Consider the following 26,954-nt stretch of genomic DNA (forward strand, 5'->3'; position numbering starts at 1 on the left):
TTTTTAAGTGTTCCGTCCGTTACGATGCCGGGCGGTGCCCACCATCAATGCTCAAAAAATTCTTTGGTATTTGCCAGGCCGAAGCGCGACAGATCCAGGCCATTTTTCTTCAGCAATTGCTTCAAATCTTTCTTCTGAATGCGCACATCCAAAAGGCTGTTGCCGGTCTCGTCGTAGGCTTCGCTGAGCACGGCATTCTGTTTGTACAGTGCTGCGCGCACGGCCGACTCGCTCGGCGCCAATGCCAGTTGTTGCGCAATCACATCGTCACCGAGCAGTTCGGCAATAGCGGCCTGAATCAACGCCAGGCCATCGCCGCGATACGCCGACACCCAAACGCGAATCGGCTTGCCCTGGTCATCGCGTTCGATGGCCGGGGCAAAGTCGTCCAGCAAATCGATCTTGTTGAACACTTCCAGCCGGGGCAGGTCGAGTGAGCCGATTTCATCCAGCACCAGTTCGACTTGTTCGATGTTCTCGACCCGGTCTTCATCGGCGCAATCAATGACGTGCAACAGCAAATCGGCTTCTGCGGTTTCCTGCAACGTCGCCTTGAACGCCTGCACCAGTTTATGGGGCAAATGGCGAATGAATCCAACCGTGTCGGCCAACACGACATCGCCCATGTCCGGCACACTCAGCCGGCGCAGTGTGGGGTCCAGGGTGGCAAACAATTGATCGGCAGCATAGACCTCAGCATTGGTCAGCGCATTGAACAGCGTCGATTTACCGGCGTTGGTGTAACCCACCAGCGACACCGTTGGCGTATCGGAACGGGTGCGTGCGCGACGGCCTTGATTGCGTTGTTTCTCGACCTTTTCCAGGCGGCGATGAATGCTGCTGATGCGCGCCTGCAACAGTCGACGGTCGGTTTCCAACTGGGTTTCGCCCGGGCCGCGCAGACCGATGCCCCCTTTCTGCCTTTCCAAGTGCGTCCAGCCGCGAACCAGGCGCGTGCTCTGGTACTGCAACTGGGCCAACTCGACCTGCAATTTACCTTCATGGGTGCGCGCGCGCTGGGCGAAGATGTCGAGGATCAGACCGGTGCGGTCCAACACCCGGCACTCAACAGCGCGTTCGATGTTGCGTTCCTGGGAGGGGCTGAGGCTGTGATTGAACAACACCACATCAGCATCGGTACTGGCGACAGCGGCTTTGATTTCTTCCAGCTTGCCGGTACCGACAAAAAACTTGGAATCTGGCATGCCACGGGCACCACCAACAAAAGCCACTGGCGTTCCACCGGCCGACACCACCAGTTCTTCAAATTCTTGGGGGTCTTCGCGGCGGTCCGCATCATGGAAGTCGATGTGAACCAGTACAGCCCGGTCCCCACCTTCGACACGTTCAAAAAACAATCAGACTCTCCGCGCCCGGCTACGCCGGGCTATCCAGACAGAGGACGTCGACGCCGGCTTTATTCAGCCACCGCTTCGTCGCCTTCGTGGGCGATCTTGACGTTACGGGCCGGAACGACGGTTGAAATGGCATGCTTGTAGACCATCTGGCTGACGGTGTTTTTCAGCAGAATGACAAACTGGTCAAAGCTTTCGATCTGACCCTGCAGCTTGATGCCGTTAACCAAAAAGATAGAGACGGGGATGCGCTCTTTGCGCAAGGCGTTCAGGAAAGGGTCTTGTAACGAGTGCCCTTTTGACATGTCGGACTCCTTTTAACGAAGGATTATAGGTATCGTTTATCACCCGGGATGCCCCGGGCGCCACGTGCTTGCACCAGCGTCGCCATCGGCCTCCAAACCGGAGGAGCCCGGCCGACAAAAAGTCTGGGAGAGACAGCCCGGTTACCGCCTCTTGGCAATAACCGCAACCGGCCCGGTCGCAATCACGAAAATCTGCGATGCATTGTAGGCGAAAAGCTGGGCGTTGTGGATGGCCGGTCGTCACCTAAATTTCGCTTTACGCAACCTTTGCCGCGCCTGATCCAGGCGGTCGTCGGCTTGCGAATCCAGCCAGATCAGGCCTTCCCAGGCGCGCATCCAACTGAGTTGGCGTTTGGCCAGTTGGCGCGTTGCGGCTACGCCGGCGTCGATCATTTGCGCCCGGTCCAGGTCGCCGTCCAGGAATTGCCAGACCTGCCGATACCCCACGGCACGCATCGACGGCAAATCCAGATGCAGATCGCCGCGCCGATACAGCGCTTCAACCTCGGCGATAAACCCCTGCTCCAGCATCAACTGAAAACGCTGTTCGATGCGTTGATGCAGCACCGAGCGTTCCGTCGGCGCGACGCCAAACTGCACCACCTGCCAGCCGAAGTCATCCAGCGCAGACGCACTCAGACCGCCGCGACCGTCGTGCGCCGACTGCGCCCAGAATTCGGAAATCGGCCGACCACTGAGACGTTGCACTTCCAGCGCGCGCAACACCCGCTGCGGGTTTTGCCGATCAATACGCGCCCAGGCCTCGGGGTCGACGCGTTGCAATTCTTCGACCAATGCCGGTAAACCGTCCTGCTCCAGCCAGGCCTGCAGTTGCGAGCGCAGTTGCGGGTCCGCCGCCGGCATTGCCGCCATCGGTTGCACCAGGGCTTTGAAATAGAGCGCGGTACCGCCCACCAGAATCGGCAATTTGCCGCGCGCGCTGATGTCGGTCATCACCGCCAGCGCATCGTCGCGAAAGGCCGCCGCCGAATAGGATTCCGCCGGGTCGCACAAATCGATCAAATGATGCGGCACCCGGGCCAGTTCTTCAGCTGTGGGTTTGGCCGTGCCAATGTCCATGCCGCGATAAACCTGGGCCGAATCGACGGTGACAATTTCGCCGTCGAATTCCTCCGCCAGCAGCAGCGACAGATCGGTTTTACCGGCCGCAGTCGGGCCGGTGAGAAAGACCGCGCGCGGTTTGTCAGCGGCCACTAGCGCCCTCGCAAAAACAACTTGTCGAGTTCATCGAGACTCAACTGAGTCCAGGTCGGCCGACCGTGGTTGCACTGGCCGGAGCGCTCGGTGCGTTCCATGTCGCGCAGCAGGGCGTTCATTTCCGGAATGGTCAGTTTGCGGTTGGCGCGCACTGAACCGTGGCAAGCCATGGTGGAGAGAATTTCATCACGCCGGGCAACAATGGCGTCGGACGTTTCGTGTTCCATAAAGTCGGCCAGCACCGAGCGCACCAGCGGTTCAATTTCCGCCTGCTGCAAATACACCGGCGTCTGCCGCACGATCAGTGCCTCCGGTCCGATGCGTTCGACCAGCAAGCCGAACTGCGCCAACAGGCCGGAAAATTCTTCCGCCGCGTCAGCTTCGCGTTCACTGACCGCCAGTTTTTGTGGCACCAACACCGGCTGCGCCTGCACGCCTTGCAGATCGTATTGGGTTTTCATGCGCTCGTAAGTGATGCGTTCGTGCGCCGCGTGCATATCGACCACAATCAAACCCAGCCGGCTTTGCGACAAAATATAGACGCCGTGCAATTGCGCCACGGCGAAGCCCAGCGGTGGCACATCGTCGGCTTCTTCCGGCAGTGGCGGCGACTGCAACGCCATGCCGTCCAGACGCGGACCCGTTGTCGGGTTGGCCTGCAACGACTGATAAAAACTCAGCTGATCGGCCACCGCCAACGGGCTGCGTTCGGGCGTTTGAGCGTAGGGCTGCGAATAAGATTGCGGCGACATATCCATGCGCTGCTGGCCGCCAAATTCGCCCGCGGCCAGACCGCTGACCGGCGCCGGTTGCGGCGTGCGCGCCAGCACCGGATCGTTGTTCGCGTCCGGGCGGACTTCGGCCAAGGCGCGGTGCAATTGGCGGAACAGAAAATCGTGCACCAACCGTTGATCGCGAAAGCGCACTTCGTGCTTGGTCGGGTGCACATTGACATCCACACCCGCCGGGTCGAGCGACAAATACAGCACAAAGCACGGATGCCGGCCGTGATAAAGCACATCACGATATGCCTGTTTAACGGCGTGGCCGATCACCTTGTCGCGCACTACCCGGCCGTTAACGAAGAAATACTGCATATCCGGCATTGAACGCGAAAACGTCGGCAAGCCGACCCAGCCGGTCAGATGCAAACCGGCAGCCTCGACATCAATCACCAGGGCATTATTCATAAAGTCAGCGCTGAGCAACTGGGCAACACGACGCTCCTGCTCAGCTTGCGTCGTCGCCGGGCGCAACGAATGAATGGTGCGGTTGTTGTGGCGCAACGAAAAACCAACATTGAACCGCGCCAATGCCTGTCGCTTGATCACTTCTTCGAGGTGGCTGAATTCGGTCTTTTCGGTGCGCAGAAATTTGCGTCGCGCCGGAGTGTTAAAAAACAGATCGCGCACTTCCACACTGGTGCCATCGGTGTGCGCTGCGGGTGAGAGCTCGGTGTCCATGTCCTGACCGTGCGTAACCACCTGCCAGGCTTGATCCTGTTCCGGCGGTTTTGAGGTCAGCACCAGCCGTGCGACGGAGGCAATACTCGCCAGCGCTTCGCCGCGAAAACCGAGCGAGGCCACGGCTTCCAGATCGTCGAGATTGTGAATTTTCGAGGTCGCGTGACGCGCCAGCGCCAACGCCAGATCGTCGCGATTAATGCCGCCGCCGTTATCGCGCACCCGCATCAATTTCACGCCGCCAGCTTCGACTTCGACATCCACCCGGTTAGCCCCAGCGTCGAGCGAATTTTCCAGCAATTCCTTGATCACCGACGCCGGCCGTTCCACCACTTCGCCAGCGGCGATCTGGTTAGCCAGACGGGGCGTCAGTATCTGTATTCGTGACATGCTTACTCGTTAGCGAATTGGTGAATCGAATGAAAAATGCGCGCCGAAAAACCGACCATCAAGCTTCGGGAATCAGCAACACCTGGCCGATACGAATGGCACTGTCCTGCAACTGATTAACCTCGCGCAACCGGCCAACCGAGGTGCCGTTGCGATTGGCAATGCCAGACAGCGTATCGCCGCGCACCACGGTGTAACGGCGCATACCGTCGTTGCCGTTGCTCTGCTGCCACGCAATCCAGGTGCCTGGCGGCGGGTTGTCCTTGAACCAGTCGATGATGCCGTCGCGTACCGCCGTCGCCAGGCGCTGGCGATAACCGGGCGAGCCTAAATTGGCCTCTTCGGTCGGGTTGGAGATAAAGCCGGTTTCTACCAGGATGGAGGGCACGTCGGGCGACTTCAAGACGGCAAATCCGGCCTGCTCGACCGTCGCCTTGTGCAACCGCGCCACGCTGCGCATTTCACCCAGCACACGGCTGCCAACATCCAGACTGGAACGCATCGTCGCCGTCATCGATAAATCGACCAGAACCGATCTCAGCACTTCGTCTTTATCTTCCAGACTGATGCCATTGATGCCGCCAATGACGTCCGACGCATTTTCCTGATTCGCCAGATACGCCGCCATGGTGGAAGTCGCACCGCCGGATGACAGCGCGAACACCGACGCTCCGGTTGCGCGCGGGCTGGTAAATGCATCAGCGTGAATGGAAACAAACAGATCAGCGTTATGTTCGCGCGCAATCTGACGGCGGCGTTGCAGTGAAATGTAGTAATCGTCGGTGCGCACCAGGAACGGCTCGAAGCCTTCGACCTGATTCAATTGTCGATAAAGTTCGCGCGCAATCGCCAGCACGATGTGTTTTTCCCGGGTGCCGCGGCCACCGATGGCACCAGGGTCTTCACCGCCGTGACCGGCATCGATGGCGACAATAATGTTGCGCCGCTGACCGGCCAGATCGCCGACCGTTTTGCTGACCTGCTGTTCACGCGGTTGCAGCGCTTCGCCGCTGGCGCGTTCCAGATCGAGCACCAGACGGTGGCCGTATTGATCGTTCGGATTCAGCGTGAAACTGCGCGGCGACAAATCGGAATCGAGGTCCAGCACAATGCGCAAATCACCATCGGGACGCGGCCCGCTGCGAATGCGTTGAATGCCGCTGCGGGTCAGATCGAGCGTGTCGAAACGGGTATTCAGTTCAGCGCCTTCGATGTCGACCACCACCCGGCTCGGGTTCGACAGCGTAAAGACGCGGTGCTGCACCGGGCCACTCAGATCGAGCACCAGGCGAGTGTTGTCCGGCGCCGGCCACAGCCGCGCACTTTCAATTTCAACCGCCTGAGTCAGCGGCGCCAGCAGGCTTATGACCAGCAGCATAAACAGCCGATGCATCAGGCGTTTTCCCCTCGTTGCTGCACGTATTCAACCAGACGTTGGCCGCGTTCACTGCGGGCTTCGAAGGCCAGATTCCGGCTGGAACCGGCCTCGCTGAAATGTATCACGACATCGGCCGGCGGCAACACGCCGGCGCCGCGTTCGGGCCATTCCACCAGCCAAACGCTGTCGTCGGTCAGGTAATCGCGGATGCCGATGAATTCCAATTCTTCCGGGTCGGACAAGCGGTACAAATCGAAATGCACCACCGTCAGTTCAGCGCATTCGTATGGTTCGACCAGGGTGTAAGTCGGGCTTTTCACGTGGCCACTCCAACCGCAGCCGGCGATGATCGCCTGGCTCAACGTCGTCTTGCCCATGCCCAGCGTGCCATCGAGATAAAGGCGGCCACCGCCAGCGTGCAACAGGCCTTTTGCCAGGGCGTCGCCCAAGGCAGGCATCTGCGATTCTTCAACGTTGAGTCGGTACAAGCCGTCTTCTCCGGACCCGGGCGGTGCGTGGTTGGCGCGCAGTGTACCATCCTGAAACGGCGGCGTGGAGCGGCCGCATTGACGCGCCCGCCGCCAGCACCCACACTCCGCCCCAATTCCGTTCAGCCGCGCCAACCAACCGCCATGCCCGCTTCTATTCAACGCATCGACGCCCTCGATCTGACCGCCCTGGCGGAACGGATCAAAGCCGAAGCGCGTGCGCTGGGGTTTCAGGCGGTGCACATCGGTTCGGCCAACAGCGAAGCCCACCGCGCCGATTACGAAGCCTGGCTGGCGGCCGGTTACCACGGCGACATGGCGTGGATGGAACGCAACCTCGACAAACGTTTCGACGGCGCGCAACTGCATCCGGGCACGCAACGCGCCATTTCCGTGCGGCTCGATTACCGGCCCGAAGGCCCGATGCAATCGGTGCTCGACAACCCCAACCAGGCCTACATTTCGCGCTACGCCCTCGGCCGCGATTACCACAAAGTCTTGCGCAAACGCTTAACGCAATTGGGCCGGACCATCGAAAGCTGGGTCGGCGAACACGGCTATCGAGCCTTTGTTGACAGCGCGCCGGTGCTGGAGCGCCAACTGGCGCAACAGGCGGGCATGGGTTGGCTCGGTAAAAATACGCTGCTGTTGAACAACACAGCCGGCTCCTGGTTCTTTTTAGGCGAGCTGTTCACCAACCTGCCGCTGCCGATCGACCCACCATTCGAGACCGACCACTGCGGTTCCTGCACCCGCTGCTTAACCGCCTGCCCGACCGACGCCTTTGTCGCCGACGGCGTGCTCGATGCGCGCCGCTGCATCAGTTATCTGACCATCGAATTCAACGGCTCGATTCCGTTGGAATTGCGCCCGCTGATGGGCAACCGCATTTATGGTTGCGACGATTGCCAGATCGTCTGCCCGTTCAATTCGTTCAGCGAACCGACGCAGGAAGCCGATTTTCAACCGCGCCACGACCTGGATCAGGCCGAATTACTGACGCTGTTTCTGTGGAGCGAAACGCAATTTTTAGCGGCCACCGAAGGCTCGGCGATTCGCCGCATCGGATACCAACAATGGTTGCGGAATCTGGCCGTAGCCTTGGGCAATGCGCCGGCCAATCCGGCAATCATTGACGCGCTGCGCGCCCGGCGCGATGACGTATCGGAGCTGGTGCGCGAACACATCGACTGGGCGTTGCAACGCCAGGGCGCTAATCCACCGGCCTGAGTTGCAAGTTCGGATCGGCCGGGGCGATGGCTTGAAACTGAGCGCGGAAATCGTCGAGTCGGCTATCTGCCATTTGCACCCGCATGCACACACTCTCGGCGTAATCCACCTGCATCGGCGTTAAAGCAAACAATTCCAGCAAACGCCGCACCTCACTCTCCAACGCAAACGGCAACGCCAGTTCTAACAAATGCTGCGTTTCCAAGGCGATGTAGTCAGCCGTCTCCAACGCCTGCGACACCGCGCCGCCATAAGCGCGCACCAGTCCACCCGCGCCCAATTTGATGCCACCGAAATAGCGCACCACCACGGCCAGCACATTATCGAGTTGTTTGTGATTCAACACATTGAACATCGGCTTGCCGGCGGTGCCGGACGGTTCGCCGTCGTCGCTCATACCGGAATCGCCAGCGCTGACGAAGGCGAAACAAAGATGTCGCGCATCGGGAAATTGCTGCTGCAATTCGGCCAGTCGCCGTTGCGCCTGCGCTTTGTCGGCGACCGGTTCCACCCAGGCCAGAAAACGGCTTTTCTTGATCACCAATTCGGCGTGAACCGGCGACGCCAGGGTGTATTTCATCTCCGCTCCCGCTGTTTCATCACTGTCATCGAACATCAAAGCCCAACGTTTAGACTGACCTCGCGCCGGACCGTGCGCGGCGCATTATAACGACCCCGGTTCACAGCGACAGACAAGGCCAGCACCGCGACACCTTTCCTTTCGCGCAACACGCTGGGTACACTGCCGATCAACCTGACCCTGAGACCGCCATTGAGACAGCCATGATGAAAAAAACCTCCCTGCTCGTCAGCGCTTTTAGTCTGTGTCTGGGTGCCGCCCAGGCGGAAGAATTGAAACCCTCCGGCTGGGTGATTCTGCCGGCCATCGGTTCCAGCCCGGAGACCGGTTTTCAGTATGGCGTCTACGCCATGCATCAATTTGCGCAAACCGCCGTCGGCGAGCCGCAAGACCGGCTGTCGTTTTTGCTGCAAGGCACCACCAAAGGCCAATACCAGGCCAACATTCAACCGGACATTTTCATTGCCGGCGGCGATTGGAATCTGACCGGCGGCCTGTCCGGTGTCTATTGGCCAACGCCCTATTACGGCCAGAGCAACGAAGTTGATCTGGACGCCGACGAAGAAAGCTACAAGCTGACCGCCTTCACCGCCGAAGCCGGCGCGGCCTACGCCGTGACGCCGAATTTGCGTTTGGGCGGCCTGGCCTTTGTTGAATCCGAAGACATCGAAGACGACGCCGGCAACACCCTGCTCTCTGAAGCCGATCTGGGATTCGACGGCGGCCTCTACGTCGGCCTCGGCCTGACCGCCAGTTGGGACACCACCGACGACCGCGACTGGCCGACGCGCGGCACCCTGGCTCAAGCCGAGCTGCGCCAGTACAACGTCTCGCTGGGCAGCGATTACGACTACGTGTTGCTGCAAACCGCCGCCAGCCAGTATTTTCCGATTGGCAGCGACGTACTGGCACTGGGTGTGAATTACGCCTACGGCAACGACGAAACGCCGTTTTCGCGCCTGCCGCGTCCGTCCGGTGAATCGTCGTTGCGCGGTGCCGATGGCAACCTCTGGATCGGGCACCAACTGTTCGGCTTGCAGACCGAATACCGGATGACACTGACCGAGCGCTGGGCGACAACCGCCTTTATCGATGCCGCCCAAGTGGCTGACGACGCCGATGAACTGGCCTGGGACCGCTTCCACACCGCGCTCGGCGGCGGCATTCGTTACGCCACCCTGGCCGGTTCGCGCTTCAACGTGCGCGCCGACATCGCCTTGATCGACGTCGAAAGCATCGGCTTCACCATCAGCGTCGGCGAAGCCTTCTAAGCCCACCATGAGTCAACGCCGTCCCGACCGCTTCCACATTGCCCGCGAAACCGACCAGCCAGAACCGCTGGCCGGTTGGCGGCTGCGATTGAACGACATCATCTTCGGAGCCGAATCGCCGGCCGGCAAAGCCTTCGACATCGCGCTGATCATCGCCATTCTGATCAGCGTCATGGCGGTGATGTTGGAAACGGTGGGTACAGTGCAACATCAGCACGGCGGATGGCTGGTGCGGCTGGAGTGGTTTTTCACGCTCGCTTTCACGCTCGAATACGGCCTGCGCCTGCTGTGCGTGCGACACCCCTGGCGCTACGCCACCAGCTTTTTTGGCGTTGTCGATCTGCTGTCGATCATTCCGACTTATTTAAGTCTGCTGATTCCGGGCGTGAATTCGTTGCTGGTGATCCGGGTGCTGCGCATTCTGCGCGTGTTCCGGGTGCTGAAACTGTTTCGCTATCTGAACGAAGCGGAAATGCTGTTGCAGGCGATGCGCACCGGCTACCGCAAAATTCTGGTGTTTCTCTACGCGGTACTGACGCTGGTGATCGTGTTCGGTTCGATCATGTATCTGATCGAAGGCCCGGATAACGGTTTTTCATCGATTCCGCGCTCGGTGTACTGGGCCATCGTCACGCTGACTACCGTCGGCTACGGCGACATCGCGCCGGTCACCGCCATCGGCCAGTTCATTGCCTCGGCGGTGATGATCACCGGCTACGCGATCATTGCCGTACCGACCGGCATCTACACCGCCGAACTCGCCAACCAGATTCGCATCAAACGCGATTCCCGCGGCTGCCCCGGCTGTGGCAAAACCGGCCACGAACTGGACGCCGATTTCTGTCGCTTCTGTGGTGAATCGCTGCAAACCGGCCACGACTGAACCGGCCGGTGCTCAGTCGGTCTCATCAAAGAAGGCGCAATAGTCTGCGCCCAGTTGTTCCAGTTCGGCTTCGCCCAAACAGCCGCCGCTTTGCCATTGCGCCTGCAAGCTGCTCATCAGGCTGTCTAAATAATCCGACTGCCGCTGCAAGCTGCCAATCAACTGAGTAATTTCCGTCCGCCGTTGCTGAAACACACCCAGCAACTGGTCGCGGTCGGCCTTCTTCGGCCCTTCCTTGTTCAGCACCAAACCAATGTCTTTGAGCGAAAACCCCAATTGCTGCAACGCCCGAATCATCTGCAACCGATTCACCGTGCCCTGGTTATAGCGGCGGTTGCCGCCTTCGGTGCGCACCACACCAGACAACACGCCGATCTGCTCGTAATAACGAATGGTGGAAGCCGGTGTTTGCGATTGCTGAGCCACCCGGCTGATGGGCAACAGCGCGTCCGATTGTGTCATGACGATGGGTCCAGGTTTTGAGTACGAATTTCAGTTGATCTTAAAGTCAGCTTTAAGATTAGCATCCAAACCTCTCAACTCAGAATCACGCTCGAGGTTTATTTGCCATGTCATCCGTCGTCTTCGAATCGCTGACCCTGCCCAACGGTCAGACCCTCAACAACCGCCTGGTCAAAGCCGCCATGGAAGAGCGTCTGGCAAACGCACAACTGCTGCCAGACGATGCCCTGATAACGCTGTATCGGCGCTGGAGCGCCGGCGGCACCGGCTTGTTGCTTACCGGCAATGTGATGGTCGATGCGCGCGCCATGACCGGCCCGGCCAACGTTGCCCTTGAAGCGAAAACCGACCTGCAACCGTTCCAGCGCTGGAGTGCAGCGGCACACGAAGGCGGCGCGAAAATCTGGATGCAGATCAATCATCCGGGGCGGCAGGTAATGGCAAAACAAGGCGGCATTGCGCTGTCGGCGTCCGACGTGGCGGTCGATCTGGGCCGCTATTCAAAACTCTTTGCCCAACCCAAAGCCATGACCGAAGCCGACATCCAGGACGTCATTCAGCGCTTTGTCGCCACCGCCACCCAGGCCGAAGCCGCCGGTTTCGACGGCGTGGAAGTACACGCCGCGCACGGCTATCTGCTCAGCCAATTCCTGTCGCCGCTGACCAATCGACGCAACGACCAATGGGGCGGTTCGCTACCCAATCGAGCGCGCTTGCTGTTGGAAATCGTGCAACAGATCCGCGCCGTCGTTCGCCCGGAATTTGCCGTGGCGGTGAAACTCAATTCCGCCGATTTTCAACGCGGCGGCTTCGAATTCAGCGACGCGCTGGACGTGGTCAAACTGCTGAACCCGTTAGGGCTGGATGCCATCGAAGTGTCCGGCGGCAACTACGAAGCACCGGCCATGCAAGGCCAGACCGGCGATCAACGCACGCTGGCGCGCGAGGCCTATTTCCTGGCATTCGCGCAACAAATCGCGCAAGTCAGCAGCGTGCCGGTGATCAGCACCGGTGGCATTTCCCGGCTGGCAACCGCCGAAGCCGTGGTGCAATCGGGCGTGCATCTGGTGGGTCTGGGTCGGGCGCTAGCGGTGTGTCCGGATCTGTCGCAGCGCTGGCGCACCCAGCCGCATTTCCAGCCGCGCATCGATTCAGCCAACTGGAACAACAAGGCACTCGCCAGCCTCGCCAACATGGCAATGGCGCGGCGCTTTTTACGTTACTGGTCCGGTCGCCGCAACCGTGCGCCGTCGTTCTCGACCATTGGCAGTTTTGTGCTGGGGCAACTCAGAGACCGGCAGCAACTCAAACGCTACCGCCGTTTTCTGCAACAACGCTGACACGCCCTACCAACGAGACGTGCCGGCATAACGGCGAAAATCGCGCGGCGACTGCCCGGTCTGGCGTTTGAAGAAACGGGTGAAATAACCCGGATCGCTGAAACCAAGGCGGTCGCCGACCTGCGCCACCGTCTGAGCGGTGTACACCAGCAAGCGTTTGGCTTCGAGCAGAATGCGCTGATGCACCAATTGCAGCGCCGACTGACCCACGGTGCGCCGGCAAATGCCGTTCAGATGCGCGGTGGTGATGCCCAGTTCGTGAGCGTACAGCGCCAATGTCCAGCCATCAGCGTAGTGCCGTTCGATCAGCCGGCTGAATTCACCGAAATGATCGACCGCACCGCCCGCCGTTTCCGTCAGCGTGCCGCCACCGGGCAAACAATGCCGGATCAGCCGCACCAGCAACGCCGCCAGTTGCGCTTCCATTAACGCCGTCCGCCCCGGTTCGCGGCCGACGTATTCAGCGTGAATTTGCTGCAAGGCATTGTCGATGGCGCTGTGCTGGCGTGACGTATTCAACGCACACAACCGAAACTCGCTCAGCAATTGTGTAAGTAATGCCGCACTGACCCGTTCGCCCAACCGCTGCACCAGCGGGTTCGCCAACGTCAGCACCAGGCCCTGGGCGTGCGCGTCGAATTCGAACCCGTGCACGCTCATCTCCGGCACCACCACCAACCCGCCCGGTCCCAGCTCGTGTTGTTCCGATTCGTGCTGCACCAGCGCACGGCCCTGGCGCAAATACAGCAGTTGGAACAAACCGGCGTGACGATGCGGGCGAATCACCCAATCGAGCGGCCGGCTGCGGTCGGCAATGGCTTCGCAATGCAGCAGATCCGGCGTCGGCCAATCCTGGTGTTCGCCGTAGAGTTTGAAAACTGGAACGCTCTGAGTGGTCGTCATCTTAGATCAAAAAAGCATCAGAAGTTTTCAAATGTACAAGTAATACTGCGAATTTGCCATTCAATGCCCGCCTGCAACGACGAAAATGACAAGTCGAAAAACAATCCATCCATACAACCGATCAAAACAATAAAGCGACCGCCTCACCGGCGAGTCCAAGCTGTGGAGAACACCATGAAAACCCAGGTTGCCATCATCGGCTCCGGCCCGTCTGGCCTGCTGCTCGGCCAGTTGCTGCACACCCAGGGCATCGACAACGTCATCATTGAACAACGCAGCCAGGACTATGTGCTCGGCCGCATCCGCGCCGGCGTACTGGAACAAGGCATGGTGAATTTGCTGCGTGAAGCCGGCGCCAGTGAACGCATGGACCGCGAAGGCGATGTCCACGAAGGCGTCTTCCTGGCCTTCAACGGCAAGAAAGTACGCGTCGATCTGGCAGGTCTGACCGGCGGCGACACCGTGATGGTTTACGGCCAGACCGAAGTCACTAAAGACTTGATGGACGCCCGCGCCAAAGCCGGCCTGACCACCATTTACGAAGCCGACAACGTTCAGCCACACGATTTCTACACCGATTCGCCAAGCGTCACCTTCACCAAAGACGGCGAAGCCATCACGCTCGAATGTGACTACATCGCCGGTTGCGACGGCTTCCACGGCATCTCACGCAAATCGGTGCCGCAGGACAAACTGAAAACCTTCGAACGCGTCTATCCGTTCGGCTGGCTCGGTGTGTTGTCCGACACGCCGCCAGTGTCCGACGAATTGATTTACGCCAAACACGAACGTGGCTTCGCGTTGTGTTCGATGCGCTCGGCCACGCGCAGCCGTTATTACGTGCAGGTGCCGCAGGATGAACACGTCGAAGACTGGTCCGACGACCGCTTCTGGGACGAATTGAAAAAACGCCTGCCGCCGGAAACTGCGACCAAGTTGGTCACCGGCCCATCGATTGAAAAAAGCATCGCGCCACTGCGCTCCTTCGTCGCCGAGCCGATGAAATTCGGCAACTTGTTTCTGGTCGGCGACGCCGCCCACATCGTGCCGCCAACCGGCGCCAAAGGCCTGAACCTGGCCGCCAGCGATGTCAGCACCTTGTACCGTGCGCTCACGGCCACTTACCAAGAAGGCCGCGCCGATCTGCTGGAAAAATACTCCGAGGTCTGCCTGCGCCGCATCTGGAAAGCCGAACGCTTTTCCTGGTGGATGACGTCCATGCTGCACCGCTTCGGCGACGACGATTTCGACCAGCGCATCGCCCAGGCCGAACTGGATTACGTCACCGGCTCCGAAGCAGGCCTGAAAACCATCGCCGAAAACTACGTCGGTTTGCCGTACGAGCCGCTGGAATAATCCCGCCTGAGGATGCCAACGCGCGTTGGCGTCCTTATGTCTTCGCTCATCTGGAACGCTTCGTTAGCGCGCAACGCCAGTCAACTGGCCTGCTAGTTGCTGCCGCAGATACGAACCCTGGCCGAGCGTTGTCCGAACGCTGCCCGGCCGTTTGCGCATCGAGGTAATAGCGTGACGATGAACACTCTGGATGCCGCCTTGTTGAACTTGCTGATCAAGGACGCCCGCCTGTCGTTTGCCGACATCGCCCGGCAACTGAACATTTCCCGTGCGCACGCGCGCAGCCGGGTGCAGTTTCTGGTCGACAGCGGCGTGATCGAAAAATTCACCGCCGTGGTGAATCCGGAAAAGCTCGGCAAGATGGTCTCGACCTTTGTCGATTTGAAAGCGCTGCCCGCGCGCATCGAAGCGTTGGCCGACCATCTGGCAGAACAACCGGAAGTGGTCAGCCTGTACATCATGTCCGACCTGCAAAGCCTGCACATCCACACCCTGACCGAAGACGGCGACGCCTTCAGCCGCTTCGCCAGCCAACATCTGCTGAACAACCCCGACATCAGTTTTATTGACTGCAAAAGCCTGCACAAACGCATCAAACACCGTCGCGGCGGCGCCCGATTATAGGGCGAAGCCATCGTCCGGCTGTCGATAATGTGGCAAAGCATACATTCGGTTGTTGGCAGCGCCGTCAGATGACAAATGGCAATGGCCGACGCCAAACCAGAACACAATCGGTCACCGAACGGTTCGGCTTGGCAACCGAGTGATCGATGGTGTTTTGAGCAAACGTAAAGCGCGCCTCGAAACGGACCGCTCCGCACGACTCGTCAGTTTTTAATTAACCCAGTTAATTCAAATACTTAGCCAACAAAAACCCACTGGCACAGAAGCTGCAATTTCACTCGTCACGAAAGGAATTCGATCTCGCTCATTGTTCTCAACGTTCGATCTCGCCCTTGGTTTTCGCGAAGGGCCACACCCGACGAGGCTCCGTATGACGTTCGATAAAACCCAACATTCCGAGCAAAGCTCAACCACCGACACGGCCATGACGTCCGGTCGTCGCCACTTTCTGAAAGCCGCATTGGCATCCGGCGGCGCTGGCTTGACCCTGGGCGCGCCGATGATCGCCCGCGCCGAATCCAACCCGACGTTCAACATCCGCATGACCAACGCCTACGGGCCAGGCTCGCCGTTTTACGTGCAAGGCCCGGGCAGCCCGACCGACTTTTGCGAGCGTGTGAAAGTCATGTCTGGCGGCCGCCTGAACATTCAGCATTTCGCCGCCGGTGAATTGATTCCGGCACTCGAAGGCTTCGATGCCGTGTCCGCTGGTCTGGTCGAAATGAACGCCGCCAACGCCTATTACTGGGCAGGCAAAATTCCGGCCGCGCAGTTCTTCACCACCGTGCCGTTCGGCATGAACAGCCAGGGCATGCACGCCTGGATTTACCACGGCGGCGGCCTGGAACTGTGGCACGAACTGTACGAGCCGTTCGGTTTGATCGCCTTCCCAATGGGCAACACCGGCGTGCAGATGACCGGCTGGTTCCGCGAACCGATTGAATCGATCAACGATTTCGACGGCCTGAAAATGCGCATCCCCGGTCTGGCTGGCAAGGTGTACAGCGAGCTGGGTGTGTCGGTGCAATTGCTGCCCGGGGGTGAAATTTTCCCGGCGCTGGAACGCGGCGTGATCGACGCGGCGGAATTCGTCGGCCCGTATCAGGATCGCCGCCTCGGTTTGCACAACGCCGCCAAGTATTACTACACCACCGGCTGGCACGAACCGACCAACCTGACCGAGTTGCTGATCAACAAGGAAGTATGGGATGGCTTCCCGGACGATCTCAAAGCCATCATCCGCGCAGCCTCGCAAGCCAGCGTGTTGGAAAGTTTGTCGTGGTCGGAAAGCGTTAACGCCGAAGCCATGACCGATCTGGTCGAAAACGAAGGCGTGATTGCACAACCGCTGAACGCCGACATCGTTGCGCGCTTGAAGGAAGTCACCTTCGATACGCTCGACACCATGGCCAATTCCGATCCGCAAACCAAGCGTGTCTACGATTCCTTTATGGCGTTCCGGCAACAGCACCTGACCTGGGCCGCGTTGAGCGAAAAACCCTTCCTCAACATCGTCTGACATGGCTGGTTGATTTAAGCGAGTACGAATATGAACAAAACCATTGCCATCATCGAATGGCTGGTGGAGGCGTTCGGAGGGCTGGCACGTCTTTGCGTGCTGGCCCTGGTTTTTTTGGTCGCCACCAACGTTATCCTGCGTTACTTATTTTCCATCGGTCCGGTGTCACTTCAGGAACTGGAATGGCACTTAATTTCCCCCATCGCGCTGCTCGGTCTGGCCTACACCATGAAGCACAAAGCCGACGTGCGAGTGGACTTTATTTACGACCGTTTCGGCCCGCGCGGCCGTGCGGTGGTCGATCTGGTATCGGCGTTATTAACGCTCGCTGTCGGCCTCTTCATCGCCAAGCTGGCGCTGCCTTATGTGATGCAGTCTTACCGCATAATGGAAGGTTCGCCCAACCCCGGTGGCCTGCCCTACCGCTACTTATTGAAAGCCTTTATTCCGCTCGGTTTTGCGTTGCTGGCATTGCAAGCCGTCGCCAATGTGTTGCACGCCATCCGTGGCATAAGGAGCGTTGAATCATGACCGGTAATGAGTGGTTGATCATCGGCATGATCGCCGGTTTTCTGGGCATGATGATGATCGGAATTCCGGTTGCCATTGCACTGGCGGTGTCGGGTTTTGTCGCCGGGCTTTTTGGCTTCGGGCCGTTGCTGTTCAGCCTGATGCCGGCGCGATTAATGGGCGTGGTCACCAACTACACCCTGCTCGCCATTCCGCTGTTTGTGTTTATGGGCGTGATGCTGGAAAAATCGCGCGTCGCCGAAGACATGCTGGAAACCATCGGTACCGCCATGGGCGGTTTGCGCGGCGGTATGGGCTTGGCGATTATTCTGGTCGGCGTGTTGATGGGTGCTTCGACGGGCATCGTCGGCGCCACCGTTGTTACCGTCGGCTTGCTGACGTTACCGTCGTTAATTCGGCGCGGTTATGCGCCCAGTGTTGCGACCGGCACCATCTGCGCATCGGGCACACTCGGGCAGATTATTCCGCCGAGTCTGGTGTTGATTTTGTTGTCCGACATTGTTGGCGAATCGGTTGGCACCTTGTTCGCAGCCGCCTTTATTCCCGGCCTGGTTCTGGCGCTGATTTACATGGCGTATCTGTTGTTGCTCGGTGTATTTAAACCGCACTGGGTACCGGCGATTCCCAAAGAAGAACGCACACAGATCAGCACCAAACAATTACTGATTAAATTGGCGCGCAATGTGTTGCCGCCGCTGGTGTTGGTGATCGCCGTACTCGGTTCCATTGTTGGCGGCATTGCTGCCCCGACTGAAGCGGCATCGATGGGTGCGTTGGGGTCGATATTAATTGCGCTGTTTTTTCACCGGCTCAACGGCCAGCTGCTGCGCGACGTCACGCACGGCACCCTGACCATTTCCGCCATGGTGTTTTTTATTCTGTTGTGCGCTCAGCCGTTTTCGTTAGCGTTCCGCGGCCTCGGCGGCGACCAAATGGTGCATGCGTTATTTGAGCAAGTGCCCGGTGGGGAAATGGGCGCGCTGTTGTTTTTAATGGCGCTGTTATTTGTGCTCGGTTTCTTTCTCGAATGGATCGAAATTTCTTACATCGCCTTACCGATGTTTTTGCCGGTTTTTATCAATTACGGCACTGACATGGTGTGGCTGTCGATTCTGATCGCAATGAATTTGCAGATGTCGTTTTTAACACCGCCGTTCGGCTGGGCGCTGTTCTTTTTGAAAGGTGTCGCACCACCCGGTGTCACCACACGCGATATTTACGTCGGCGTAATTCCGTTCGTGCTGTTGCAGTTATTGGCGTTGGTGGTGATGTTCGCCTTCCCACATCTGGCAACCTGGCTGCCAGACGCTATCGGCTGGTAACAGGAGTTAGCGGAGATTAACGGCGCGCGCTGTCGATGTTTCAAAACTCGCACGCTGCGCCACAAAGGCAGAGTAAAACTCGTCAGCCGGCATCGGTTTCCCGTACAGCCAACCCTGGGCGTAATGCACGCCTTGGGCTTTCAGCCAGTCGGCTTGCGCGCGGGTTTCCACGCCTTCGGCCACCAACGACAGATTCAGCGACCAGGCCAATTGAATGATGCTTTGCAGCAAGCGGAAATCGATGCTGTCGGTGCCAATGGCCTGCACATAGCGACGGTCGAGTTTGAGAAAACTGAATGGTAAATCGCTGAGATAATCCAAACCGGCCTGGCCGGTGCCAAAATCATCGATGCCGATTAAACAACCCAACGCATCGAGTTTGGCGAGTGCTTCGCGCACCTGCGGCCGGCGGCTCGGGTCGAGTGCCGATTCAGTCATTTCCACGCGTAAATGCATGGGCGTCAGCGCCGGGAAAAAGTGACGCAGTTGATCGGCAAACGCCAGGCTGTGCGAACCCAAGGCATGTGGCGAGGCGTTGATGGAGATGTAGCAATCGCGCGCCTGCGGCACCAATCGGTTGAGCATTTCGCAACTCTGCCAGGCCATGATGGCGGTGAGTTCGCGAATCTGATCGCTGCTTTCGGCTGCGGCAATAAATTCCGACGGCGGCAACACCATCTGGCCGTTACGACGCCAACGCGCCAGCGCTTCGGCACCCAGCCACTGTTCGGAATGCAGATCGACAATCGGCTGAAACCAGGCTTCAAATTCGTGCCGCGCCAGGCCCAGACGAATCTGATGATCGACCTGCTCCAAGCGGTGCCGTCGCAACAACACCCAGGCCACGGTCAGGCCGAAACTCAACAACAAAATACCGATCACCGCCCAGCGTTCGAGCAGCATGACCGACCACAGGGTTTCCGGCGGGTACACCAGGGCGACGCTCAGTTTGGCGTCCTGATTGGAGCGCACCAACACCAGACGCGAGATGGCGCTGAGGTGTTGTTCGAACAATTCTTCATGGGTATTCAACGCCGCTTCGGCTTGCGGACGATGGCTGGGCGACAGCGCACCTTCCACCAACAACGGCTGTGTTTGATCACGATGGCCGATCAAAATGGCCTCGTCGGCTTCGCGCACTCGATCGAGCAATTGTCGCAACGCCGCCGATGAAAACACCGCCGCCGTAGCAACACCGCGCGCATCCCAACGGTAAATCAACAGGCCCGGACGCTCGATCACCGGAATGCGTCGCGCCAGCGACAGATGCAACCCCAGGCCACCGTTTAACGCCGACACCTCGATCGGATTATCGACCGGGCCCCAACTGCTGCACACCAATCGATAACCCGCATCGATGCGTAAAAAGCCTTCGATGCCAGGCAAGTTATAGGCTTCGCGTTGCATCGCCTGACGGCGTTCGGGGGCACAGCCAGCGCTGTTATCGAGTTGCAGATTGATCAGACTGCCGTTGACGTGATCGAGCAAAATATCCAGATCGGCGAGCACCGCCTGGGCGCGATCACGCGCTTCATCGGCTTGATGATTGCGCACCGTCGACAGCATCAACAGGCACACCAAACTGACGGGTACGACCATCAACAGCAGGCTAATCCACCAGCTCCAATGGTCGGTCAAACTGTCTTTCCAGCGTAAGTGCAGGGGCATTAGCGTCTCGAACCACTGACTGGCGCAGCGCTCCGGCTGCGTTCGTATCGAGGAGGAACAACCAGAGAGGCTTCATGCCACACCCGTTGCACCACGTGTATCGTCCCTGCAATCGTGCGGCGCAGTGTATGACGCTTGAATGACAGTTCGATGACGGCGACCTCACTTTGGGGATAGCCAGAAGTTCGAACAGTGGTATTGCCGTGGGTTCTAGCAGGGCGTCAACCGGCCAGATACCGGGCTGTCGCCATAATACGCGGCCGCTTGGACGCATTGACCGACGGTGTATGCCACAGCCGCATGTCCATCAAATACACATCGCCAGCACGTCCGCTCATTTCGACCAACGAACAGTCACTGCCCGACATCGATACCGCTTGCCCCCGCGCCAAATCTCCAAGATGCGATGCCAAAGCGGATATTTCCGACAACCGATGCGAGCCCGCCAGCGCCAGCGTTGCACCGCCCTGAGCCGCCAGGTCGTCGATCAACACAAAAGCCTGCACGCCTGGGATCTGAGTCGTATGCGCCTTGCCCACGTCGCGATGGAAGTTCAGCCCTTGTAATGTCCAATCCAATTTGTGCGGTAATGAAATCAACAATTGGGCATCGCCGGCCGACTTAAGCCGTCGCTCCGCCAATTGCTCCATCGCCGCGCGCAACGCAGCCGTTATCAGGCGCTCTTCCAAGTTTGGAAGCTGAATCAACTGGCTCAGTTTTCCAGTCTGCTGGAAGACAGGAACGCCCTTGAATGCTTGCGACAAGGTGCGACCACTCGCCCACAGGTTTCGGCGTTTCAACACGTCTAATACCTGTGTTTTAACCGACGCAACCCGACCTTTATCCAGCGCACCCGGCAGGTACAGAATGCCCTGCCGGTCAAACAGCGACTTCTGTTCAGGTGTCATCTGCCCCTCCAAAGTGCGCCTGCGCTATGATGGCTGCGGTCTATGGCTGTTTGTCGAAATCCGCGTGCGGCATTCGACAAATCCCGCAACGACGCAGACTACAACACGCCCGGAGGAAGAAACCAATGGCGACCTCACACTACCACGGTGGCTGCCAGTGCGGCGCCGTCAGCTACGATGTTGACGTCGATCTCGACAGCACCGTCACCTGCAACTGTTCACGCTGCCAGCGAATCGGTTCGGTATTGGCGTTCACAGCCAAGGAGAATTTCACACTGCACAGCGGCACTGAAAAGCTGACTGAATATTTATTCAACAAGCACGAAATCCGTCACCTGTTTTGTTCGGTCTGCGGTGTCGAAAGCTTCGCTTATGGCACCATGCCGGATGGCACACCGATGGCAGCGATCAACGTGAATTGTTTGGATGGGGTGGAGCCGAGGCAACTGCAGAGCCATCATTACGATGGCCGCAGTGTTTAACGGAAATACAGTATCGGGTTGAACACGCGTACCGCCATATCCAACCAGCCTACCGACGCTTAAAAACGTTCAGGCGTTTGCACACGCAAATGCCTGAACGGACAATTCGTAATCTTCGATTTCCACAACGCCACAGACACCGACTGTTAATAAAGTCTGCGCCCGTCTTTATTAATCAAATACCAGATAATCCAACAGTTCGGTGTTCCTGTTTTTCCCAACCGCCACTGCGTTATTGTTGCTGTCTATTTTCAATATCGATCGCGCGCCCAGTGACACATTGCCACCCAAACCGTAGAAATTTCCCCATCCGAGTTTCGCTGAGTAAATACCAGCCAAAGCAATGTTGGACCGATCCTCCACAAGAATAAGTATCACGTTGTTAAAGTCGTCCATCGCAATAACAGGAATATACTCACCCGGCTTAGCGTTTTGTTCAGCAGAAAAGACATTGATTTCTGACCAACCAGTGTCTGCGTCGTACGCCAGCCAAGCCTTTTTAGTGATATCCGTCGTAATATCCGTTATTGAATCTGACACCACGACGAAGCCTTTGTCGTTGTCATTCAGCGCCAAGGAAAAGGGTACGCTGTAATAGAACACCTCGGCATCCCCACTGTGACCCAAAATTTTATGTGGGGGACTCCATCCTTCGCCCAAACTGTATTCATTTGCCCAGAGCTCAGACTGACTGTCCCCATCAATACTTGACACAAGCAGAGCCCGGCCATTCCGGTTCATCGCCAGCTCAAATGAACCGCCAATATTTGAAATGAGTGTCGGTTCACTCCAACCGAATTCGGACGTGTATTCGATGCCCCATAATTTCTGTGAACTGGCAGATTCATAGTCCTTCCATACGGCGATAACATGGTCTTGATTGTCTGAAGCCACCCGAATGTAAAATCCCGATCGTTCCACTTCTTCGTCTGCTAAAACAACAATGCTGCCCCAGCCTTCATCAAAATCGTAGACTTTTGACCACAGGTACTGGGTGCTATCGACGTCCTCACGCCACAGCACAATGGCTTGGTTTGAATCGCTGAATACAACCTCAGGATCCACGCCATAATAACCAAAGTGACTCTCGTCAGGGGCATTGATCTGCTCCGGCTCACCCCAACCAACACCCGTCCTATAGACCGCCGCATTTAAATAGCCGGCACTGGTCTCATCGGAATCATAAAAATCCCAAACAACGACAGCGTTCCCGGAATCTCCGATGGCAACCGCGACAGAGTTTATCGGTGTATCTTCTTCTTGATACAATTTTACCGGCGATGTCCAACCGGACGCTTTGAAATAATTTCTGACCCAAACGCTGCTTCCGTCTGTATCATCAGTCCAAACAAGAGCCCCACGGCCGTCGGCGTTTAAGTCAAATGCAAATTCAGAGTCATCGTCGCCAGCATTGATATCGGTAAGAGATAAAGCGGGATGCCACGACCGACAATCAATGGATACCGTAGTAACATCGCCACTCGCAATTATTCCTTCGACATTTTCCAGCTGACACAGGTCTTTTTCAGACTGGCTAACCATCGATACTTGATAAGCACTTCCGTCAGCCAACCGTGTTGGAAACCGAAAACTCTTTCCAACAACCTCAATCTGATCGCCACCATTATTGGCAAGAGTCAAACCGTCACTGCTCAACCCACTGATCGTTCCACCCACAAAAAAGCCAGATGGCCCAGAGCTGCCTTCGCTGTTGCAGGCAGATATCCATATAGGAATAAACAGAAGTAAAGCTATTCTGCTGATTAGCGACCGCATATTTAACTCCAGACAAAATAATCAGATGTGTCTGGAGTATTCAGCAGCGATCAAAGAAGCGTAATACCGCAGGGTGCGGTATATAAAAATTTGAGCTCTGGTGCGATTGTTATATACCGATTAGTATTTTATGTACCTTGCTCCTCATTACCCATTGTCTGCTAAAAACCGCAACAAGGATCGTTTCTAAAAATACTGCACGCTGCGGTATGGACAAGGTGCGTAATCGATCAACGGCGGGATCCAATAGGATATGACAAACCTTCGGTTGAGTTATTCAATAGCACTCGGTATCGCTGTGTTATTTTTGTTAGTCGGTTGCTCGAACAATGACGCCCAAGAAAAAGGCACCCGCCTGAGCTACCTACCCGACGCCTCAGCCAGTCTGTCCATTACCGACGTCCAACAACAACTGGATCAGTTCCAATCCGCGCCCGCCACCGGCATCAACCTACCCAGAACACTGACACCCTATTGGTTCCACTTACAGATTGATCGAAATACCTGGCCGGCGGATGAATCGGGGCTGGCGTTCATCATTGAATCTTCAATGTTAAAAGCCGTCGATATGTATCAGGAAGGGCAGCCAATCCAGCATGCGGGATATCGCGTCGACATCAATGAACAACCCATTCAGCATTACAGCTACGTCTTCGCCATGGATTTCACTGACGCATCCACTGCCGACGTTTTTTTTAGAGTCAGAGCGGGCACCCGGATGAATTTTCAGATTGATGTACTTACCCAACATCAATTCTATAAACGAAGCCTGCTTCAATATCTGGGTATGGGAATTTTCCTGGGGGGCGCTTTGATTATGGTTGGTTACAACCTGATCTTAGCGCTCATCTTATTCAAAAGCCCTTATGCCTATTACAGCCTCTACACGCTGGCAGTTGCTACGGCCGTGGTTTTTGATTCCGGACTGTTACGCCATCTTGGTGTGCCGTCCACTAATGGCACCGTTGGACTGTTTTATAACTTACCGGTGCTAACCGCCTTGCTGTTCTTTCGCAGCTTTTTGCCAATCAAAGAACTGACACCGCGCTTTGACACCGTCATAAAGGTACAAATCATCGTGGCGGTGTTGTTAATCGCCATTGGTCCATTTTTACCACCAACATCAGAAAGCGATGTGCCTTATTCATTAATTAATCAAATCAGCATACTGCTTGCCGTCGCTTCAGGCGTGGCGGCTGTCGGTGTTGGGTTGTTTCACGGCTTTCGACCGGCACGCTGGCTGGCTGTGGCTGTTGCATTGTCGGTCATTGTTTTACCTGTTCCAGCTCTGGTGGTTTTCGGCGTGTTGCCGGAATTCCCGTTCCGGCTATTTTTATTGCGCGCCGTAGTGCTGATCGAACTGCTGCTGTTCTCTCTGGGCTTGGCGGATTTGTATCGAGAACAATCACGCGCGCGCCGACGCGATCAACAACAACATCAAGACGAAATGGGCCAGCTCATGCGTGAAGTGCACGACAACATTGCGACCGACATTCACGCCGCCATGCTGGCATTACCCAACAAAACAGAAATCACCTCCACCAGCCTGCTGCAACGCGCGCTCAATAATGCCCGCGACCTAGCGTCCATGCTGGGCCAATCGCACCAGGGCACAGCATTCAGCCTGGAAAACGGCATTCGTCAGTACCTGACTATTTTGCAACAGCACGCCGACAAAAAGGCTGAATTGCGCTATTCAACGCGGCTTGCACTCACTACACCCGTGCAGTTGCAACTGTATCGAATATTCCAGGAATGGATGAGCAATTGCCTGCGACATGGCGGTGCAAAACAGTTTCGAATCGAACTCATACACCGGCCGGGTGTTGTGCTGATGCGCATTCAATCCGATGGTGCACGCTTCCGCTGGAACAGCCAAAACATCGACCACAACATCGGCGCCGGCTTACTTAACATTCAACATCGCTGCACCAACCTCAAGGCCCGAATTCGGGTGATGGCGGGCAAAGAGTCTGGGTGTCGTTTTGTATTGAAAATGCCCATGAAGGAGAGCTTGGCATGATCACGATTTTGTTAGCCGAAGACGAACAACGGTATCAGGAAAAACTCAGCCAACTGGTACAGGCCGAACCGGAATTTCAGCTTTTGGACATTGTCGATACCATTGCCGACATCAAAATAAAACTCGCTGAATCACAACCGGATATCCTACTGCTTGATTTAGGTTTGCATCGGGAAAATTCACTGGACGCTTTAGCCGACTTTGTATCGCTCTCACCCGACACCCGAATATGCATACTCAGTCTGCTCGACGACGAAGCCTCCTTAATCCGTGCTTTCCAGTCCGGCGCCAAAGGCTATCTGGTAAAAGGCCAACAGGACGATCTATTAATCCAGGAAATCAAAACTCTGCATCTGGGCGGCTCGCCACTCAGCGCCGGCCTGGCACAAAAACTCGCCCTGATCCTGCAACCCAAACCGAAACAACCTTCCCCACTTACCGACCGCCAAAGCGACATCCTCCGTTACCTGGCACTGGGCTACCAATACAAAGACATCGCCCGCGAACTCGACATCAGCCCGATGACGGTGCGCACGCATATCCGGAATATTTATGATGTATTGCAGGTGAGTACGAAACGGGAGGCGATTAGTAAAGGCAAGTGGCTGGGGATTTTTTGAGCCTGCCTTTCAGCAGGCCAGCTATAAAGTTTCGATTGTGGCTAAATCACCTTGGCAAAGCCGCTGATGAAGTCGGCCAATTTATCGCGATTGGCGGTATCGGTCAGGTTTCCCTGTTCATCAAACATTTTACCGGCTTGCGACACCATCAATCGTCCTTCGGTCCAGACGGAAGCTCTAAGCGTTCGCAGCACGGGCAACCAATGATTCTGCGCCATGATCGTGCCGAAGCCACCGGGTGAAGCGCCGATAATGGCGACAGGCTTGCCGACCCACATTTGCAGACCAGGCCCACGTGACATCCAGTCAATTACGTTCTTGAAAACACCCGGGATGCCATTGTTGTATTCCGGCGTTACCAGCAATACCCCATCCGCCGCTTGAAGTTGCTCCTGAAGAACAAGAACCGCTGGCGGTAAGCCGTCGGCTTTTTCTAAATCGCCATCGTAGAGCGGGACATCGCGGATTGAGCCAATATCGATCTTTGCACCCGTAGGCGCCAACTCTGCCGCAGCTCTCAGCAAGCCCGCGTTAAAGGATGCGCGTCGTAAACTGCCGCTGAGACCAAGGATTGTCTTCGTCATGGTTGAAGCCCTTTCTAAAAAGTTTCACCAGGCATTAAAGGGCCGGGTACGCGCTTGGTCAATTACTGATACTGCGATATTCAAAGCCCACGCCGGCACGGATAGGTGCCATTCAATGGCCTCGTTTTTAGCGTCGCCTCTGGTGCTAAGCATTGAAGCATTCAGGCCCCGGATACATCGCAAGAAACAGCTTTGCGTCATTTTTCCATGCTTTTGCGTCAATTTTCCTCTGCACTGCCACAAAGCCGTTCCCATAATGCCCGGCGAAGCCGCTC

The 26,954-nt window shown here is 57.1% G+C and carries 25 protein-coding genes; 12 read left to right on the forward strand and 13 right to left on the reverse strand.

What is annotated here, in order from left to right; translation table 11 throughout:
• Positions 1-44 precede the first annotated feature (44 nt).
• The 6 genes from hflX to tsaE all read right to left on the reverse strand — a co-directional run bounded on the left by hflX (position 45) and on the right by tsaE (position 6,597).
• The gene (gene hflX, locus DW349_RS12745) at positions 45-1,358 is read right to left on the reverse strand and encodes a ribosome rescue GTPase HflX (RefSeq protein WP_108124954.1); all 1,314 of its coding nucleotides are present in this window, start codon (positions 1,356-1,358) and stop codon (positions 45-47) included.
• Between the two features lie 59 nt (positions 1,359-1,417).
• Positions 1,418-1,660 carry an RNA chaperone Hfq gene (gene hfq, locus DW349_RS12750; protein WP_108124953.1) on the reverse strand — a complete coding sequence of 81 codons (243 nt, stop codon included), beginning with the start codon at positions 1,658-1,660 and terminating at the stop codon, positions 1,418-1,420.
• A gap of 240 nt (positions 1,661-1,900) precedes the next feature.
• Positions 1,901-2,875 (reverse strand): tRNA (adenosine(37)-N6)-dimethylallyltransferase MiaA, encoded by a 975-nt coding sequence (gene miaA / locus DW349_RS12755; RefSeq protein ID WP_108124952.1) that lies wholly within the window; start codon positions 2,873-2,875, stop codon positions 1,901-1,903.
• Positions 2,875-4,731, reverse strand: a complete 1,857-nt coding sequence (mutL, locus tag DW349_RS12760; protein WP_108124951.1) for a DNA mismatch repair endonuclease MutL — start codon at positions 4,729-4,731, stop codon at positions 2,875-2,877. The genes miaA and mutL overlap by 1 nt, the downstream gene beginning before the upstream one ends.
• 58 nt (positions 4,732-4,789) lie before the next feature.
• Positions 4,790-6,124 (reverse strand): N-acetylmuramoyl-L-alanine amidase, encoded by a 1,335-nt coding sequence (locus tag DW349_RS12765; protein ID WP_108124950.1) that lies wholly within the window; start codon positions 6,122-6,124, stop codon positions 4,790-4,792.
• Positions 6,124-6,597, reverse strand: coding sequence for a tRNA (adenosine(37)-N6)-threonylcarbamoyltransferase complex ATPase subunit type 1 TsaE (tsaE, locus tag DW349_RS12770; RefSeq protein ID WP_232819293.1), 474 nt, complete (start codon positions 6,595-6,597; stop codon positions 6,124-6,126). The genes DW349_RS12765 and tsaE overlap by 1 nt, the downstream gene beginning before the upstream one ends.
• 144 nt (positions 6,598-6,741) lie before the next feature.
• Between tsaE and queG the strand changes: the two genes are divergently transcribed.
• Positions 6,742-7,827: a tRNA epoxyqueuosine(34) reductase QueG gene (gene queG / locus DW349_RS12775; protein WP_108125311.1), complete on the forward strand. Its 1,086-nt coding sequence runs from the start codon at positions 6,742-6,744 to the stop codon at positions 7,825-7,827.
• Here the strand turns inward: queG and DW349_RS12780 are convergent.
• The gene (locus DW349_RS12780; protein WP_108124949.1) at positions 7,811-8,407 is read right to left on the reverse strand and encodes an IMPACT family protein; all 597 of its coding nucleotides are present in this window, start codon (positions 8,405-8,407) and stop codon (positions 7,811-7,813) included. The two genes, queG and DW349_RS12780, sit on opposite strands and share 17 nt — an antisense overlap.
• Before the next feature lie 203 nt (positions 8,408-8,610).
• Here DW349_RS12780 and DW349_RS12785 point away from each other — a divergent pair, with 203 nt between their 5' ends.
• Positions 8,611-9,678 (forward strand): BamA/TamA family outer membrane protein, encoded by a 1,068-nt coding sequence (locus DW349_RS12785; protein ID WP_108124948.1) that lies wholly within the window; start codon positions 8,611-8,613, stop codon positions 9,676-9,678.
• 7 nt (positions 9,679-9,685) lie between these two features.
• Positions 9,686-10,561, forward strand: coding sequence for an ion transporter (locus DW349_RS12790; protein WP_108124947.1), 876 nt, complete (start codon positions 9,686-9,688; stop codon positions 10,559-10,561).
• A 12-nt stretch (positions 10,562-10,573) separates the two neighbouring features.
• Here the strand turns inward: DW349_RS12790 and DW349_RS12795 are convergent, their stop codons facing one another.
• Positions 10,574-11,023, reverse strand: a complete 450-nt coding sequence (locus DW349_RS12795) for a helix-turn-helix domain-containing protein (RefSeq protein ID WP_108124946.1) — start codon at positions 11,021-11,023, stop codon at positions 10,574-10,576.
• 107 nt (positions 11,024-11,130) lie between these two features.
• On the opposite strand from DW349_RS12795, the gene DW349_RS12800 reads away from it, so the two are divergent.
• A complete protein-coding gene (locus DW349_RS12800; protein ID WP_108124945.1) occupies positions 11,131-12,363 on the forward strand; it encodes an NADH:flavin oxidoreductase/NADH oxidase family protein in 1,233 nt (410 codons plus the stop codon).
• Between the two features lie 6 nt (positions 12,364-12,369).
• On the opposite strand, the gene DW349_RS12805 is transcribed toward DW349_RS12800, so the two are convergent.
• Positions 12,370-13,266, reverse strand: coding sequence for a helix-turn-helix domain-containing protein (locus DW349_RS12805; protein ID WP_108124944.1), 897 nt, complete (start codon positions 13,264-13,266; stop codon positions 12,370-12,372).
• A gap of 174 nt (positions 13,267-13,440) precedes the next feature.
• On the opposite strand from DW349_RS12805, the gene pobA reads away from it, so the two are divergent.
• The 5 genes from pobA (at position 13,441) to DW349_RS12830 (ending at position 18,618) form a co-directional block, all read left to right on the forward strand.
• Positions 13,441-14,622 (forward strand): 4-hydroxybenzoate 3-monooxygenase, encoded by a 1,182-nt coding sequence (gene pobA / locus DW349_RS12810; protein ID WP_108124943.1) that lies wholly within the window; start codon positions 13,441-13,443, stop codon positions 14,620-14,622.
• A gap of 177 nt (positions 14,623-14,799) precedes the next feature.
• Positions 14,800-15,246: an Lrp/AsnC family transcriptional regulator gene (locus tag DW349_RS12815; protein WP_108124942.1), complete on the forward strand. Its 447-nt coding sequence runs from the start codon at positions 14,800-14,802 to the stop codon at positions 15,244-15,246.
• 370 nt (positions 15,247-15,616) lie between these two features.
• Positions 15,617-16,765, forward strand: a complete 1,149-nt coding sequence (locus tag DW349_RS12820; RefSeq protein ID WP_232819292.1) for a TRAP transporter substrate-binding protein — start codon at positions 15,617-15,619, stop codon at positions 16,763-16,765.
• Between the two features lie 30 nt (positions 16,766-16,795).
• Positions 16,796-17,296: a TRAP transporter small permease subunit gene (locus tag DW349_RS12825; protein WP_108124941.1), complete on the forward strand. Its 501-nt coding sequence runs from the start codon at positions 16,796-16,798 to the stop codon at positions 17,294-17,296.
• On the forward strand, positions 17,293-18,618 hold the full coding sequence (locus tag DW349_RS12830) for a TRAP transporter large permease (RefSeq protein ID WP_108124940.1): 1,326 nt from the start codon (positions 17,293-17,295) through the stop codon (positions 18,616-18,618). The genes DW349_RS12825 and DW349_RS12830 overlap by 4 nt, the downstream gene beginning before the upstream one ends.
• Before the next feature lie 6 nt (positions 18,619-18,624).
• Here the strand turns inward: DW349_RS12830 and DW349_RS12835 are convergent, their stop codons facing one another.
• Positions 18,625-20,286, reverse strand: coding sequence for an EAL domain-containing protein (locus tag DW349_RS12835; protein WP_108124939.1), 1,662 nt, complete (start codon positions 20,284-20,286; stop codon positions 18,625-18,627).
• A 221-nt stretch (positions 20,287-20,507) separates the two neighbouring features.
• A complete protein-coding gene (locus tag DW349_RS12840) occupies positions 20,508-21,194 on the reverse strand; it encodes a phytanoyl-CoA dioxygenase family protein (RefSeq protein ID WP_108124938.1) in 687 nt (228 codons plus the stop codon).
• Positions 21,195-21,319: 125 nt separating this feature from the next.
• Between DW349_RS12840 and DW349_RS12845 the strand changes: the two genes are divergently transcribed.
• Complete coding sequence (locus tag DW349_RS12845; protein ID WP_108124937.1) at positions 21,320-21,676, forward strand: GFA family protein; 357 nt, start codon at positions 21,320-21,322, stop codon at positions 21,674-21,676.
• 171 nt (positions 21,677-21,847) lie between these two features.
• Here the strand turns inward: DW349_RS12845 and DW349_RS12850 are convergent, their stop codons facing one another.
• On the reverse strand, positions 21,848-23,452 hold the full coding sequence (locus DW349_RS12850) for a hypothetical protein (protein WP_108124936.1): 1,605 nt from the start codon (positions 23,450-23,452) through the stop codon (positions 21,848-21,850).
• A gap of 253 nt (positions 23,453-23,705) precedes the next feature.
• Between DW349_RS12850 and DW349_RS12855 the strand changes: the two genes are divergently transcribed.
• Positions 23,706-25,475 carry a sensor histidine kinase gene (locus tag DW349_RS12855; protein WP_108124935.1) on the forward strand — a complete coding sequence of 590 codons (1,770 nt, stop codon included), beginning with the start codon at positions 23,706-23,708 and terminating at the stop codon, positions 25,473-25,475.
• Entirely contained in the window at positions 25,472-26,095 is a 624-nt protein-coding gene (locus DW349_RS12860) for a LuxR C-terminal-related transcriptional regulator (protein WP_108124934.1), read from the forward strand. Before DW349_RS12855 ends, DW349_RS12860 begins: the two co-directional genes overlap by 4 nt.
• A 41-nt stretch (positions 26,096-26,136) precedes the next feature.
• Here DW349_RS12860 and DW349_RS12865 read toward each other — a convergent pair whose 3' ends face one another.
• On the reverse strand, positions 26,137-26,679 hold the full coding sequence (locus DW349_RS12865) for an NADPH-dependent FMN reductase (protein WP_108124933.1): 543 nt from the start codon (positions 26,677-26,679) through the stop codon (positions 26,137-26,139).
• Between the last annotated feature and the right edge of the window lie 275 nt (positions 26,680-26,954).

The organism is Saccharospirillum mangrovi, assembly GCF_003367315.1.
GTDB classification, from domain to species: domain Bacteria; phylum Pseudomonadota; class Gammaproteobacteria; order Pseudomonadales; family Natronospirillaceae; genus Saccharospirillum; species Saccharospirillum mangrovi.